Raw genomic sequence first — 14,342 nt, 5'->3', positions numbered from 1 at the left:
AAAAGCCTGTCTCAATTATGAAACAGGCTTCAATTTATTTAATATTCTTGTCGCTTGGGACGTCAATCTTCAACAATTTCACTGTTTAAGCTTACATCATCCTTTACATCTTCTTTAAAGTAGCTTTTCTGAAAGATCAGGATTAAGATTACCCCAACTGAAATTGCAGCGTCTGCAAGGTTAAAAACGGGTCTGAAGAAAACAAATTCTTCGCCTCCCCAAATTGGAAACCAGGTAGGGAAATGACCTTCGGCAATCGGGAAGTAGAACATATCAACCACACGGCCATGAAACCAGGTTTCATATCCATAAATCTTGCCATAAAAAACTGAATCGATAATGTTTCCTAAGGCGCCGGAAAAAATCAAAGCGACGTTTAGAATTAAACCGCGGTGATATTTATGCTTGATCAGGTAGTGCAGACCATAACCAATTCCTGCTACAGCAGCAATACGGAAAAGCGATAAGGCTAGTTTACCAAATTCGCCGCCGAACTCCATTCCAAAGGCCATTCCATTATTCTCGGTAAAATGAATAATAAACCATTTACCAATAATATGGAACTCCTGTCCAAGGTACATATGCGTTTTAACCCAGGTTTTAACCAGCTGATCGGCCAGTAAAACCAAAAAGATTACAATTAAAGGTTTTGTATAGCCTTTCATTAACTCTGCTTTAATTTAGCTTCCATGCTTAAAGTAGCATGAGGAACAGCACGTAAACGTTCTTTTTGGATTAATTTACCGGTTTCGCGGCAAATACCATAAGTTTTGTTCTCGATACGCACCAACGCGTTCTCCAGGTTATCGATAAATTTTTTCTGACGGGCAGCCAATTGATTGATCTGCTCTTTCTCCATTGTTGCAGAACCATCTTCTAAGGTTTTGTAAGCGCCTGAAGTATCTTCTGTTCCATTGGCGTTAGGATTACTTAAAGATGCCGTTAAAGCATTAAGTTCCTCTTTTGCCATGCGTAATTTATCTTGAATTAATTCTTTAAACTCCTGTAATTCACTGTCTGAATAGCGTGTTTTGTTGCTGTTTTCCATGTTCTTTTCTAATTTTCTAATATATGGATTTATATTTTAGTTACTGAAATGCTTAACTCAACATCATCAATTACGATTTTGTTTGCATTATTTACAGCATCTGTTAATTCAAATTCATCGGCCAGTATTTCGGCACAAATGTAATCCTTGTTTTTAGCAACTGCGCTGGCTACCAGGTTATCATTTTGTAATGAAACTTTAATCCTGTCAGTTACTTCAAAGTTTAATTCTTTTCGTAAGTTCTGGATTCTGTTAACCAATTCGCGCGAAATACCTTCCTGTTTGAGCGCTTCAGAAATGGTTACATCCAAAGCAACGGTTAAGCTGCCTATATTGGTTACCTGCCATCCCGGAATATCTTCAGCAAAAACCTCAACATCATCATTCAGGTCAATGGCATGTTGAATGTTGTTGGTGCCGAAAACGTTGATGTAGCCATCAACTTCCAAACGTTGGATATCATCCTGCGTCATGTTCTCTAAAGCTTCCTTTACGATGCTCATATCCTTACCCACTTTTTTACCCAGCGATTTAAAGTTTGGTTTCAGCTTTTTCTTTACGATGCCATGTGTATCGGTGATGAATTCAATATGTTTCACATTGGTTTCCGAAAGGATATAATCGGCAACTTTAGAAATCTTTTTTTCAAAATCACCATTTAGAGAAGGAATCAGAATTTTCTCCAACGGCTGGCGAACATTAATACCTGATTTTTTACGCAACGATAAAACCATCGAAGAGATATCCTGCGCATAAACCATTCTTTCATTCAGGGCATTATCTGTTAAACCTGGATCAGCTTCTTTCCATAAGGTTAAGTGAACCGATTCTTCAGCATGGGCATCGGTAACGGTTAAGTTTCTGTATAACCAATCGGCAAAGAAAGGCGCTACAGGACTCATTAACTGGGCCAGGGTTTCTAAACAGGTGTAAAGTGTTTCGTAAGCAGCGCGTTTATCACCAGTCATTTCGCCTTTCCAGAAACGGCGGCGGCTTAACCTGATGTACCAGTTACTTAAATGTTCATCAACAAAAGTCTGGATGGCGCGGGTAGCTTTGGTTGGCTCATAAGTATTGTAGCTCTCATCAACTTCGCTGATCAGGTTTTGTAATAACGACAAGATCCAGCGGTCTAATTCAGTCCTGTCTTCAACTTTGCTTAAGTTGTTTTTGTCGATTTCGAATTTATCGATATTGGCATACAGGGCAAAAAAAGCGTAGGTATTGTAAAGTGTTCCAAAGAATTTACGGCGCACTTCATCTAAACCTTCCAAACTAAATTTAAGGTTATCCCATGGAGATGCATTGCTGATCATGTACCAGCGGGTGGCATCGGCACTGTAGGTTTCGATGGTGCTGAACGGATCAACGGCATTGCCCAGGCGTTTAGACATTTTGTTACCGTTTTTATCCAATACCAAACCGTTTGAAACAACATTTTTAAAGGCTACCCCGGGGTTGCCCACTTTTGCATTTACCGCTTTAATTTCATCGCTGGCTTCGCTCAGCATTACCGCAATGGCATGTAAGGTAAAGAACCAGCCTCTGGTTTGGTCTACACCTTCTGCGATAAAATCAGCCGCATAAGCATTTTCAAACTCTTCCTTGTTTTCAAAAGGGAAGTGCCATTGTGCATAAGGCATGGCGCCGCTATCAAACCAAACGTCGATCAGGTCAGTTTCGCGGGTCATTTTCTCGCCTTTTGATGAAGTTAAAATAACATCATCAACATAAGGACGGTGCATATCCTTCAGTTCGAAACCTGCCGGCATAAAGCCAGCTTCTATCGATTTTGCAATCTCGGCGTTTAAATCAGCGATAGAACCGATACATTTTTCTTCTGTTCCATCAGCTGTGCGCCAGATCGGCAATGGTGTTCCCCAATAACGCGAACGCGATAAGTTCCAGTCGACGAGGTTTTCCAGCCAGTTACCAAAACGGCCTGTTCCGGTCGATTCCGGTTTCCAGTTGATTCCTTTGTTTAATTCCACCATTTTATCCTTAACGGCAGTGGTTTTGATAAACCAGCTGTCTAATGGATAGTATAAAACCGGTTTATCCGTTCTCCAGCAATGTGGATAGGTGTGCACGTATTTCTCAACCTTAAAGGCTTTATTCTCTTCTTTTAATTGGATGGCGATTTCTACGTCAACTGATTTTTCAGGTGCTTCACCATCTTTATAATATTCGTTTTTAACGTATTTGCCACCATAGTTTCCGCCTAATGATGCAATAAATTTACCTTGCAGATCAACCAGTGGAACGGCATTGCCTTTTTCATCCAAAACGAGCATTGGCGGTACTTCAGGTGTAGCCAGTTTAGCTACCCGGGCATCATCCGCACCAAATGTAGGTGCAGTGTGTACGATACCGGTACCATCTTCGGTAGTTACGAAGTCGCCGGAAATTACCCTGAAAGCATTTTCAGGATTATGGTAAGGCAGTGCATAAGGCAATAACTGTTCGTATTTAATCCCTACTAAATCTGCACCTACAAATTCTGCTAAAACCGTATATGGTATTTTTTTATCTTCAGCTTTATAGTTTGCAAAAGCGTCGTCGCCTTCAGCTAAGAAATATTTGCCCGAAAATTGTTTGCCTACCAGGGCTTTCGCTAGTACCACCTGGATCGGTTCAAAAGTATATTGATTAAATGTTTTAACCAGTACATAATCGATCTTCGGTCCTACGGTTAATGCCGTGTTACTTGGCAATGTCCACGGGGTGGTTGTCCAGGCTAAAAAGTGAACCGTACCAAAACCTTTTAATGCCTCGGGTAAGGTAGACTCGATAGTTTTAAACTGCGCCACAATAGTGGTATCGCTTACATCCTTATAAGTGCCTGGCTGGTTCAGTTCGTGCGAACTTAAGCCTGTACCCGCCGCAGGCGAATAAGGTTGAACGGTATAACCTTTATATAAAAATCCTTTGTCGTAAAGCTGTTTTAAGATCCACCAAAGGGTTTCGATGTATTCATTTTCGTAAGTGATGTATGGATTTTCAAGGTCAACCCAGTAGCCCATTTTCTCGGTCAGGTCGTTCCAAACATCCGTATAACGCATTACCTCCGTACGGCAGGCTTCGTTATATTCATCTACACTGATTTTTTTACCGATATCTTCTTTGGTAATGCCCAGTTTTTTCTCCACAGCCAGTTCAATCGGAAGACCATGTGTGTCCCAACCACCTTTACGCTTAACCTGATAACCTTTTAAAGTTTTATAGCGGCAAAAAATATCCTTAATTGCGCGCGCCATTACATGGTGAATCCCTGGCATACCATTGGCAGAGGGTGGGCCTTCGTAAAAAGTAAACGGATTAGATTTAGGACGCGAAGAAATGCTTTTTTCAAAGATGTTTTCTTTTTTCCAAAAATCTAATATTTCCTGCCCTATTTTGGCAAGTTCCAGTTGTTTAAATTCGCTATACATCAATCAAGTACCTCAAAAAATTAAAGGTTGCAAAGTTAACAGAATTGGCTGAATTTTGGTAGTTTTGATGTAAATACTTTTAATGTGAAATTATTTAATATCGGGCTTACCTTAATGATTGTTGCGGTAATTGTTTTGCCCATTATTGTGGTAGTAAGCCCTTCTGACCGGGATTTTGTACTTTATGCTTTTTATTTCTGCGGCCTGCTCGAACTTATTGGACTTATTTTTGTTTTAGTTCATATGGTAACACTAAAAAGAAAGACCCGATGATTAAGCTATTAAAATTGCAGAAGGCCGTTTTTGTAATTGCTGCAGGGCTGCTTTCTTTTATCGCATATAAAATTTTAGATGCAAACGAGGTAAAAGGAAGCATCTATTTTCAAATGCTGGCGGGTGTACTCGTTATGATTGGTGCACTTTGGCTGCTTTACCCGATTTTATTCGCCAAAAAAGATAAAGATGGCAATGCCGAAATCATCACCGATCCGACTGTTGAGGTTCCGGTTGATGAAGAGGAGGAAAAACCTGCAACAGAATAATCAACAGACCTATAAGGTTTTAAAAACCTTACAGGTCAAAAAAAATCCGTTTGAACTTACGTGTTCTTAAATGTCTTATATGGTTTAAAAAGGCTTTTTGGAAAGCAAGACCTGCATTTCATTTTAACGTTCGTCCTGCTGTACGCTATAGCCCTCATGCTTCGGGGCTGCCGCTGCCATCAGGTTTAGATAACCTGAGCCTGAGCATAAATCGTCCTCTCGACCGAAGCACAGTGTAGTGCCTGCCCGGTACAGGCCTATCGTGGAAACATCTTTTTTAAGAATGGTATTGACATTTTGCTAACCAACTTTAATAAAGCAAGGATTTTAGCTAAGGACGTTGTCAATCCCAGGAGCCGAGGAATCAAAAAAACAGTAGCAGTCCCGATAAACTTGCACTAACAAACCTGAAACGCAGAGGTTTTGTATTCATGACGATGATTTAATTTTTTAAAAAAATTGAACACAAAACGAAGTGCCGCTGTTTTTTTGATGTGCATGGAATTGTGCAAAAGGCTCATTGCTGGATTGACGAAGCGCTTTGGGTACTTTGGCGCTCCAAAGTACCATGCCACCGCGGCATAGAGCGGAAGAAAAATATCATAATTAATTGTCTCCACACGGCAGGGTACAGGCGGGAGAGGCCTTTGGATTGAGTTATTAAATCTCAAACCCAATTAATGATCAAACTCACCGGCATTTCTTGCCGACTCCTCATCTGATATCACTTTTCTTACTTTCTTTTTATCTAGCCACAATACCAGTGCTGGCAATAAAGTTAGGTTGAAAATCAAGGCTACCAATAAAGTTATCGATAAGAGTAAACCCAGCACCACCGTACCTCCGAAGGTAGAAGCCGTAAAAATTCCGAAACCGAAGAATAAGATCAAGGCAATATGTGTCATACTTACGCCTGTTTCAGTAATGGTATCCGTAATCACTTTTGGTACACTAAAGTTGGTCAGGTTTAATTCCTGCTGATAACGTGTAAGGAAATAAATCGTCTGATCGGATGCCAGACCAAAAGCAATGGTGAAAATTAAAATGGTTGAAGGTTTTAAAGAAATGCCGAAATAACCCATAATCCCTGCGGTAATAATTAAAGGAACAATGTTCGGAAGCAGAGAAATAAACATAATGCCCAGGCTCTTAAACTGCGCCAGCCTTAAAAGCGATATTAGCACAATGGCAAGTGCAATACTCTCGACCAAATGCCTTAACATATAATCCGTACCTTTCGAAAAGATAATACTTGATCCGGTCAATTCGACATCAAATTTAGATGGAGGTAAAATGCTGTCGATACGTGGTTTTAATTCAGCCATAATGGCGTCTAAACGTTTCGAACCTACATCAGCCATCTGGAAGCTGATCCGTGTGCTCTGATTTCCTTTACTGATAAAGTTGGTTAACAGACTGGCGTTTCCTTTACCACCGTTGGCGATGTATGCTAAAATAAAATTCTTTTCTAAATTATCCGGTAAACGGAAAAAAGTTGAATCGTTATTGTAAAAAGCCTGGGTAGCATATTTCAAGCCCATGTTTACCGAAATAGAGCGTGAAAACTCTGGATAAGCGGAAATCATTTTTTCCAGTTTTTCCATTCTTTTAAGGTTGGTTAAATTGAAAACGCCATTCTTTTTCTTGGTATCTACACTTACTTCCAATGGTAAAATGCCCTCAAAATTCTTCTCGAAGAACTTTAAATCAGTTAAAATTTCAGAGTTTTTAGGCAGGTCATCAACCACATATCCGTTAACGTTGATTTTCATCACTCCGATAAAAGCAATAATTGATATGACAATCGTTCCGATATAGATCAATCCGCTTTTATTTTGAACAAGTGTGTTAGTTTTAATCAATAGTTTATGTAAAAAACCTTCTTCAACATGGTTTTGTGCTTTAAGTTTTGGTGCAGGTAAATAGCTAAAGATAATCGGGATTAAACACAGGCACATTAACCAGGTAACCATCACATTTATAGAGGCTACACTGCCAAATTGCATCAGTAGTTCACTTCCGGTAAAATACAAAACACCAAATCCGATAGCTGCGGTAATGTTGGCAATCAGTGTAGTAATGGCAATCCGCTCTATGGTAATACTTAAAGCTTTTTGCTTATCGCCATGTTTGCGCAGTTCATTCTGGTATTTGTTTAGCAATAAAATACTGTTTGGAATGCCGATAATTACGATCAGAGGCGGAATCAATCCGGTTAAAATGGTTAATTCAAAACCAAATAAAACCAATGTGCCGATACTCCAGATTACACCCATCACTACCACTAAAATAGGGAAGAATACCGCGTAGAATTTTTTAAAGAAAAACAATAAAATTAAAGCTGAAACCAGAATCGATAAGCCCAGGAACAATACAAATTCGTTGCTCACAAGTTTACTTACTGCCGTGCGGATATAAGGTAAGCCTGATATATGAACCTTGATTTTTGTTGCTGTTTGAAAAGCTTTGGCTTTAGCCTCAATCTCTTTTAAAATGGGGTTACGTTCTGCTGTATTTAAGATTTTAGTATCAAAAGTGATAGCCATTAATGTGGCATTCTGACGGTTATAAACCAGTCCTTCAAAAAAAGGATTACCGTAAATGGCATTTTTGATGGAATCCATCTCTGCATCCGTTTTCACAAGGCCACCGGGCAATGGTTTCAATACAAATTTTTGGTTCACAGTATCTTTTTCCAGTTGGAAAATTCTTCCTGAAGATAAAACCTGTTTAATGCCTTTTAATTTCTGTATATCGTTTGAAAGCTGGACCCATTGGTTGTAAACTTCTTTTTTAAAAATATCAGGTGATTGTATGCCGACTACCATTACACTTCCGTCTTCTCCGAAAGTTTTTTTAAAGGCATTATATTTGATGAAAGCGCTATCGGTAACAGGTAGGATTTTACTCCCGGTGTAAGAGAGTTTTACATCTTTGGCCTGGTAAGCCATGAAAATTGTTCCTAATACAAAAAATACGATGATTGCGATACGATTCTGAAGAATAAATCTCGATAGCTTAACCCACATGTGCAGCTTAGTTTTTAATAATATTAAAGGCAAAACTAATCTTATTTATAAAATGGGATTAGTTTTCGCACAATTAAATTTGCACAAATAACATACTTTTGAAAAAATTGTTTTAAGCGGATGTTGCACAAGGTTAGGGGCATTGTTTTAAAGACTACAAACTACAGTGAAAGCAGTGTAGTAGTGCAGGTGCTGACTGATAAATTTGGTATGCAGTCTTATCTCATCAATGGTGTTAAAAAGCCAAAGGCGAAGATTAAAATGAATATGCTGCAATCGCTCCATTTGTTGGATATGGTAGTTTATCATAAAGCAAATACCAATATGCAAAGGGTTGTTGAAATCAGGCAAACGCCGGTTTTCAGAAGTATTCCATATGATATGATAAAAACCAGTATCGTTATATTTTTAAATGAGGTACTGTATAAAAGCATTAGGCAGCAATCGGCTGATGAAAGTTTATTTGATTATATTTTTAACTCAATCGCCTGGTTTGATGAAATTGGAGAGATTAACCCGAACTTTCATCTGTCCTTTTTATTGAAACTTACCCGGTTTTTAGGTTTTTCTCCCAATGAGAAAAGAAGGAGTGATCAGATTTATTTTGACCTGCAGGAAGGAGCGTTTACTTCACGGCTGCCTATTCATTCCAATTACCTGCAACTGGATGATGCTATTGGTTTCATTTCACTGTTTAATTCGCCACTGGAAAAAATTTCTGAAATAAAGTTAAGCAATGCCCAGCGCCGGTTTTTATTAGATAAGATATTGGTTTTCTATACCTTACATACAGCCTCTTTCGGGGTGGTGCAGTCGCATAAAATCCTCGAAACTTTGTTAAGTTGAAAAAAAAGAAAAAAAGATTTGCAGAACAGTTTTATAGCGCTATATTTGCATTCCCAAACGGAGGGTGGGGCATTAAGTTTGACAAAAAAAATAAGGGAAATTAGCTCAGCTGGTTCAGAGCACCTCGTTTACACCGAGGGGGTCGGGGGTTCGAACCCCTCATTTCCCACCAAAACTTTCAAGATAACGGAGAGTTTTTTTATCAGATTTGACATATATACAAAAGGAAAATTAACTCGGCTGGTTCAGAGCATCCCGACATTATCAGTCGGGAGGGGCGGATCGAAAAGTCCGAGATGATTTTAAAACATTACCAACAGGGAAATTAGCTCAGCTGGTTCAGAGCACCTCGTTTACACCGAGGGGGTCGGGGGTTCGAACCCCTCATTTCCCACCATTAAAAGCCTTTCAATTTATTGAGAGGCTTTTTTGCTATTAGTGAAATTAATTCATCTGGTTTAGGGATCACCTTTATGCCGAGGGTCGTCTCGATCGAAATCGGGATCATTTCCCACCGAAGCCTATCAATACCTTTTAAAGAATTTTTGATAAATTCACTCTAATTGCAATTTCACAAAAAAATAAAATTCTGGAATAAAACAATTTACTATGGAGCTAATAAATGAATTATTGGAGAATACTTTTACCTATCGGATTGTTAAAAAGTATAAGAGGAGGATTAAATTCTTATCTAAAATTACATTGATGCTATTATTGCTCGGTTTAATTTTTTCTTATATATTTTTTATACTTCATAAGCTTGCCATTGTTATTATATTATTAACAATAACTTTTGTTTTTGGCTGGATTTCAATAAAGATTCAAACTCATGAAAGGATAAGAATAGTGAAGTCCGATGATGATTTAAAGTTTCTTATCGATAGTAAAAACAAAATTGATATGCATGCATTTAACTTGATGATGAAGAATGAAATTTTTTCAAAAATTAAAAATTCAGAAGGTAAAATCAGTATCATTCTTATTGATTACTTAATAATAGAACTTACGGAAACTATTGAAGTACATGTTAAACGTTATCTTGCTTTTGGGGTTATTTTATCTTTTTTAATCGGTCCACTTTTTAACTTATATTTTGAGAAAATCCCATCGACCAACTCTTTAGAGTTGAATATTATTATTCATGTGTTCGTAATAATTGTACTTGTTGCATTCTCTTTTATAATTCTTAGTTTTAAAAACACTTTTTTAGAATTTACCAAAGATTATCATGCAAAAATAGCCATACTGAGTCACCTTAAAAATATTAAGGCTGATGTTTTACTTAACCCTGATCTATAAGCCTGAGAGAGATGTTTTACGCTTATATATTATACTCGAAAACGCGAGATAAATATTACATCGGATCTACCATTAATTTAACCGAAAGATTAAAGAAGCATAATACAAACCATGCCGGATTTACTGGTCACACAGGAGATCGGTGCATTGTCTGGTTTGAGGCTTTTGATAATCTAAGAGATGCCAGGCTTAAAGAAAGACAGATCAAAAACTGGAAAAGTAGGATAATGATAGAAAAATTAATTTCATCGGCTGAGTCATAGCACCTCAGTCTTTTGCTAAGTAGGGTCGTCCCGATTGAAATCGGGATCATTTCCCACCATTGAAAGCCTTTCAATTTATTGAGAGGCTTTTTTGCTATTAGGGAAATTAACTCGTGTGGTTTAGGGATTCCCTTTATGCCGAGGGTCGTCCCGATTTGAAGATCGGGATTATTTCCCACTAAACCTTTCGGGAAACTGGAAAGCTTTTTTTATGCTTTTATTCTGAACGCAGTAAAGAATCTTTCATTGGAAGTAAATTGTTATTCTTAACGTATATCTAAAAGGATTCGATTAACATCAAATATTTTAAACGATGATAGTTTATTTCATAAAAATCTTTCGCTGTGCTACTATTGACAGGATCCACTAATTCGGCCGTCCTCTCGAATGTAGCGCAGCGAAATGGAGAGATCTATTTAGTTAGATTTCTCGACTGCGTTGCACTCCGCTCGAAATGACGCCAACTCGAGATTTAACTAGGCTCCCATAACTCAATCTTATTACCTTCTGCATCCATAATATGGATAAATTTTCCATAGTCATAAGTGGCAAGTTCATCCAGTATGGTTACACCATTTTCTTTGAGTTTTTCCAATAGTGCCTCAAGATTTTGTACACGGTAATTAATCATGAATTCCTTTTTCGAAGGAGAAAAATATTCATCACCTTTTTTAAATGGGCTCCATTGAAGTGACTCCACTTCGTCGGGGTTATCGATATTTCGTGAATCAAAACTCACAGCACCCCAGGCGTTGATTTCGACTCCTAAATTTTTGGCATACCAATCTTTAGTTTCCTTCGGATTGTCTGAAAAAAAGAAAATACCGCCAATTCCCGTCACCTTTGGTGTGGCATCATTAGCTGATTTTGAGTTTTTTGTATCCTCCATCTTATTGTTGATTTTTATTGTTAATTTCTTTCTAACCCTAAGATAGCAGAAAATCAACTTTATTATTTACCATATTCAATAATATATCCGAAATTGCTGACGAAAAACATATTTAAATGCTCAGTAAAATCATCAGGTTTATTTTCTTTGGAAACTACTTTGTAGGGATTTTGGCAGTAGCCCTTACGCTGGAAGCCACCTTGCAGTTAAAACTTCCATTTAACTCCCTCAATTATTACCTGTTGCTATTTTTGGCACCGACTATTTATTATACCTACGCTTATAATAAAGTTTCTACGGCACCCTCTACTACCAATCCGCGTAATCAGTGGTATTTTAAACATAAAACTTTTATTAACTGGAGTCAGGCTGTGCTTTTTATCAGTTGCATGCTATTGGCCATTAATCTGCTGTACCAAAACTTTGAGCATATTCTTGCACTCCCGATTAGCTATTGGATAGCCATAGTCGTTATTATCATCGCAGGTGTTTTATATTACGGCTTACTCCCCAAATCCTTTATTAAGTTCAATTTGCGTAATACCGGCTGGTTTAAAGCTTTCGTTATCGGTTTTGTTTGGGCCTGTTGTGCCAATGTGCTGCCCTTAATTATGCTTAAAATTGAAACAGGCGTGGGTTATCACGATTCGGTACTGTGGACCTGGTTATTTGTTAAAAACTGGATGTTCTGCACCGTAAATGCCATTATTTTCGATATTAAAGATTATCCTACAGATGCGAATAAACACCTGCGCACGTTTGTGGTGCGTTATGGTTTGCGAAGGACCATTTTTAATATTTTGATTCCGCTGTTAATTATCGGCTTAATTTCGCTGGGCATATTTGCCAGTTACAAAGGTTTTGGGGTACCGCAGGTTCTGTTCAATGTTCTGCCATTTGTTTTGACGATTTATATCGCTTATTCCATGCACAAAAGGAAAAACATCCTCTACTACCTGATGGTGATTGATGGGCTGATTTTATTTAAGGCCATATGTGGGATAATCGGAATGCAGTTTGTTTATTAAGGGGAAAGACTAAAGCTTAAAGACTAAAGCAGAAAGACCAAAACGTATTTACAACCGAGAAATTTATCTTGATACTTGAATCTCAATACTTGATACTACACCAAAAATGAACAACAACTACGATAAAATAGCCAATCATTACGATACCTTAAGCCGTTTGGTGTTTTTTAAATCGCAGGTTAATGCTCAGGTTAATCAACTTCAATATATCCCAAAAAATAGTTCAATTTTAATTGTAGGTGGCGGAACAGGGTGGATTTTAGAAGAAATTGCCAAAATATATCCAAGTGGTCTGAAGCTGGTTTATGTAGAAATCTCAGGAAAAATGCTGGCACTATCTCAAAAGCGAGATTGTAAAAACAATCAGGTTGAATTTGTGAATATCGGCATTGAAGATTTTAAAACTGATGTGTTATTTGATGTAATTTTAACGCCATTCCTTTTCGATAATTTTGCTGAAGAAAGGGCTGCAAAAGTATTTGGGCAGTTAAATAGCTGTTTAAAGAGAGAGGGATTTTGGTTTATAGTTGATTTTTCCCTCGATAAAGTCAATGGAAATTGGTGGAAATGGTTACTGCTTAAATCGATGTATAGCTTTTTTAAATTACTGGGAATTGTAGAGGCCAATCAATTAATTGACATGACTCCTTATTTTTTGAATGCAGATTATCAGATTTCAGTACAACGTTTTTATTATCGCGGTTTTATAAAAGCACTTATCTATAAAAAAATAAAATGACATTGATTTAATGCATCTGTGTTGCATTTGTAATTTGAATTCGGATCTTTGTTTTAAAAGATAAGGATATGGATTTTGATGTAATTATAATTGGCGGCAGCTATGCAGGTTTGTCTGCAGCATTAACCCTGGGCCGTTCAACCCGTAATGTTCTGGTGATCGATGCCGGTAAACCTTGCAATAGGCAGACTCCGCATTCGCATAATTTTTTAACACACGATGGTGATCGGCCTGCAGATATTACCAAGGCGGCAAAAGAGGAAGTACTGAAATACTCAACTGTCAGGTTTTTGGAAGGAAAAGCTATTTCAGCTGAGCGGATAGATAAAGGTTTTAGGGTTGAGGTAGAATATGCGGGAAGTTTTACGGCCCGGAAAATATTACTGGCCACAGGTTTAAAAGATGTGCTGCCCGATATTAAAGGATTGGCATCATGTTGGGCCATTTCAGCAATACACTGTCCTTATTGCCATGGTTACGAAGTGAAAAATGAAAAAATAGCCTTGTTAATGAATGGTGAGCATGCCTTCGAAATGGCCAAAAATCTTCACCTCTGGAATAAGGATCTAACCATTTTAACCAATGGAAAATCACAATTGAATGCAGAACAGACCGAAAAGCTGAAATCTAAATCGATTACCATTTTAGAAGAGGAGCTTGTTGAACTGGAACACCAAAAAGGTCAGCTAGAAAATGTTGTTTTTAAAAATGGGGAAAGATTAAACTTTAACGCAATATATGTTAAACCTGAAATAGAGCAACATATAAACTTTAACGAACAATTAGGATTTGAACTAACAGAACTGAAAACAATAAAAGTTAATGAGCAGCAGCAAACTACTGCCGAAGGCGTTTATGCCGCAGGAGATTGTACAACCTTGTTCAGGTCGTTGTCTTTCATTACAGCTGCCGGAACAATAGCTGCAGTGATGATTAATAAAGAATTGATTTCTGAAGATTTTTGATCAATCATCTGAAATTAAAATAAGATGGCACCCATAATCGTGATGATAAACATTGCTGCCATTACGATTCTGTCAGCAGTGATCCATTGGTCTCTGGTAAGAGGTGTTGCCACTTTTTTTACGGTTTCGGCTTTATGCCTCGAAAGCCTGAAAATCGATGTGTCTAATTTAATAATCATGGGATGATGTTTTAATAGGGTCGATTTTATTAGGACAAATCCCAGGCCAATATTTAAGAAAAATGTTAAATTGTGGATAACTAA

Annotated in this window: 14 protein-coding genes and 2 tRNA genes; 10 read left to right on the top strand and 6 right to left on the bottom strand. The window is 37.7% G+C overall.

Annotated elements, in window-relative coordinates; all coding sequences use genetic code 11:
• Window positions 1-62 precede the first annotated feature (62 nt).
• The 3 genes from BM107_RS13665 to ileS are packed head-to-tail and all read right to left on the bottom strand — an operon-like array spanning window position 63 to window position 4,479.
• The gene (locus BM107_RS13665; protein ID WP_090984198.1) at window positions 63-665 is read right to left on the bottom strand and encodes a lipoprotein signal peptidase; all 603 of its coding nucleotides are present in this window, start codon (window positions 663-665) and stop codon (window positions 63-65) included.
• Complete coding sequence (locus BM107_RS13660) at window positions 665-1,048, bottom strand: TraR/DksA family transcriptional regulator (RefSeq protein WP_090984197.1); 384 nt, start codon at window positions 1,046-1,048, stop codon at window positions 665-667. Before BM107_RS13660 ends, BM107_RS13665 begins: the two co-directional genes overlap by 1 nt.
• A 29-nt stretch (window positions 1,049-1,077) precedes the next feature.
• Window positions 1,078-4,479, bottom strand: coding sequence for an isoleucine--tRNA ligase (ileS, locus tag BM107_RS13655; RefSeq protein WP_090984195.1), 3,402 nt, complete (start codon window positions 4,477-4,479; stop codon window positions 1,078-1,080).
• 84 nt (window positions 4,480-4,563) lie between these two features.
• Here ileS and BM107_RS13650 point away from each other — a divergent pair, with 84 nt between their 5' ends.
• Both BM107_RS13650 and BM107_RS13645 read left to right on the top strand, forming a co-directional pair.
• Complete coding sequence (locus BM107_RS13650) at window positions 4,564-4,752, top strand: hypothetical protein (RefSeq protein WP_090984193.1); 189 nt, start codon at window positions 4,564-4,566, stop codon at window positions 4,750-4,752.
• Window positions 4,749-5,021: an isoleucyl-tRNA synthetase gene (locus BM107_RS13645; protein WP_186462462.1), complete on the top strand. Its 273-nt coding sequence runs from the start codon at window positions 4,749-4,751 to the stop codon at window positions 5,019-5,021. The genes BM107_RS13650 and BM107_RS13645 overlap by 4 nt, the downstream gene beginning before the upstream one ends.
• 677 nt (window positions 5,022-5,698) lie before the next feature.
• Here BM107_RS13645 and BM107_RS13640 read toward each other — a convergent pair.
• On the bottom strand, window positions 5,699-8,050 hold the full coding sequence (locus BM107_RS13640) for an efflux RND transporter permease subunit (RefSeq protein ID WP_244278810.1): 2,352 nt from the start codon (window positions 8,048-8,050) through the stop codon (window positions 5,699-5,701).
• A 120-nt stretch (window positions 8,051-8,170) separates the two neighbouring features.
• Between BM107_RS13640 and recO the strand changes: the two genes are divergently transcribed.
• The 5 genes from recO (at window position 8,171) to BM107_RS13615 (ending at window position 10,458) form a co-directional block, all read left to right on the top strand.
• On the top strand, window positions 8,171-8,896 hold the full coding sequence (recO, locus tag BM107_RS13635) for a DNA repair protein RecO (protein WP_090984191.1): 726 nt from the start codon (window positions 8,171-8,173) through the stop codon (window positions 8,894-8,896).
• Window positions 8,897-8,990: 94 nt separating this feature from the next.
• Window positions 8,991-9,068, top strand: a tRNA-Val gene (locus BM107_RS13630).
• Window positions 9,069-9,215: 147 nt separating this feature from the next.
• Window positions 9,216-9,293 (top strand) — tRNA-Val (locus BM107_RS13625).
• A 212-nt stretch (window positions 9,294-9,505) separates the two neighbouring features.
• A complete protein-coding gene (locus BM107_RS13620; RefSeq protein ID WP_090984189.1) occupies window positions 9,506-10,195 on the top strand; it encodes a hypothetical protein in 690 nt (229 codons plus the stop codon).
• 11 nt (window positions 10,196-10,206) lie between these two features.
• A complete protein-coding gene (locus tag BM107_RS13615) occupies window positions 10,207-10,458 on the top strand; it encodes a GIY-YIG nuclease family protein (RefSeq protein ID WP_090984187.1) in 252 nt (83 codons plus the stop codon).
• Between the two features lie 472 nt (window positions 10,459-10,930).
• Here the strand turns inward: BM107_RS13615 and BM107_RS13610 are convergent, their stop codons facing one another.
• On the bottom strand, window positions 10,931-11,347 hold the full coding sequence (locus BM107_RS13610) for a VOC family protein (protein WP_090984185.1): 417 nt from the start codon (window positions 11,345-11,347) through the stop codon (window positions 10,931-10,933).
• 116 nt (window positions 11,348-11,463) lie between these two features.
• Between BM107_RS13610 and BM107_RS13605 the strand changes: the two genes are divergently transcribed.
• From BM107_RS13605 to BM107_RS13595, 3 genes are all read left to right on the top strand, one after another.
• Window positions 11,464-12,375 (top strand): UbiA prenyltransferase family protein, encoded by a 912-nt coding sequence (locus BM107_RS13605; RefSeq protein ID WP_090984184.1) that lies wholly within the window; start codon window positions 11,464-11,466, stop codon window positions 12,373-12,375.
• A 106-nt stretch (window positions 12,376-12,481) separates the two neighbouring features.
• Window positions 12,482-13,114: a class I SAM-dependent methyltransferase gene (locus tag BM107_RS13600; RefSeq protein ID WP_090984183.1), complete on the top strand. Its 633-nt coding sequence runs from the start codon at window positions 12,482-12,484 to the stop codon at window positions 13,112-13,114.
• A 68-nt stretch (window positions 13,115-13,182) separates the two neighbouring features.
• Window positions 13,183-14,079 carry an NAD(P)/FAD-dependent oxidoreductase gene (locus tag BM107_RS13595; protein ID WP_090984181.1) on the top strand — a complete coding sequence of 299 codons (897 nt, stop codon included), beginning with the start codon at window positions 13,183-13,185 and terminating at the stop codon, window positions 14,077-14,079.
• Window positions 14,080-14,093: 14 nt separating this feature from the next.
• On the opposite strand, the gene BM107_RS24875 is transcribed toward BM107_RS13595, so the two are convergent.
• Window positions 14,094-14,258 carry a hypothetical protein gene (locus BM107_RS24875; protein WP_166672338.1) on the bottom strand — a complete coding sequence of 55 codons (165 nt, stop codon included), beginning with the start codon at window positions 14,256-14,258 and terminating at the stop codon, window positions 14,094-14,096.
• Window positions 14,259-14,342 lie beyond the last annotated feature (84 nt).

This window comes from Pedobacter suwonensis (assembly GCF_900111825.1).
GTDB classification, from domain to species: Bacteria; Bacteroidota; Bacteroidia; order Sphingobacteriales; family Sphingobacteriaceae; genus Pedobacter; species Pedobacter suwonensis.
The sequence above is the reverse complement of the archived record's forward strand: the minus strand, read 5'-3'. Positions and strand labels throughout refer to the sequence as shown.

Coding starts and splice junctions, on each gene's coding strand:
- BM107_RS13665 (WP_090984198.1), bottom strand. CDS start 665: ATGAAAGGCTATACAAAACCTTTAATTGTAATCTTTTTGGTTTTACTG.
- BM107_RS13660 (WP_090984197.1), bottom strand. CDS start 1,048: ATGGAAAACAGCAACAAAACACGCTATTCAGACAGTGAATTACAGGAG.
- ileS (WP_090984195.1), bottom strand. CDS start 4,479: ATGTATAGCGAATTTAAACAACTGGAACTTGCCAAAATAGGGCAGGAA.
- BM107_RS13645 (WP_186462462.1), top strand. CDS start 4,749: ATGATTAAGCTATTAAAATTGCAGAAGGCCGTTTTTGTAATTGCTGCA.
- BM107_RS13640 (WP_244278810.1), bottom strand. CDS start 8,050: ATGTGGGTTAAGCTATCGAGATTTATTCTTCAGAATCGTATCGCAATC.
- recO (WP_090984191.1), top strand. CDS start 8,171: ATGTTGCACAAGGTTAGGGGCATTGTTTTAAAGACTACAAACTACAGT.
- BM107_RS13620 (WP_090984189.1), top strand. CDS start 9,506: ATGGAGCTAATAAATGAATTATTGGAGAATACTTTTACCTATCGGATT.
- BM107_RS13615 (WP_090984187.1), top strand. CDS start 10,207: ATGTTTTACGCTTATATATTATACTCGAAAACGCGAGATAAATATTAC.
- BM107_RS13610 (WP_090984185.1), bottom strand. CDS start 11,347: ATGGAGGATACAAAAAACTCAAAATCAGCTAATGATGCCACACCAAAG.
- BM107_RS13605 (WP_090984184.1), top strand. CDS start 11,464: ATGCTCAGTAAAATCATCAGGTTTATTTTCTTTGGAAACTACTTTGTA.
- BM107_RS13600 (WP_090984183.1), top strand. CDS start 12,482: ATGAACAACAACTACGATAAAATAGCCAATCATTACGATACCTTAAGC.
- BM107_RS13595 (WP_090984181.1), top strand. CDS start 13,183: ATGGATTTTGATGTAATTATAATTGGCGGCAGCTATGCAGGTTTGTCT.
- BM107_RS24875 (WP_166672338.1), bottom strand. CDS start 14,258: ATGATTATTAAATTAGACACATCGATTTTCAGGCTTTCGAGGCATAAA.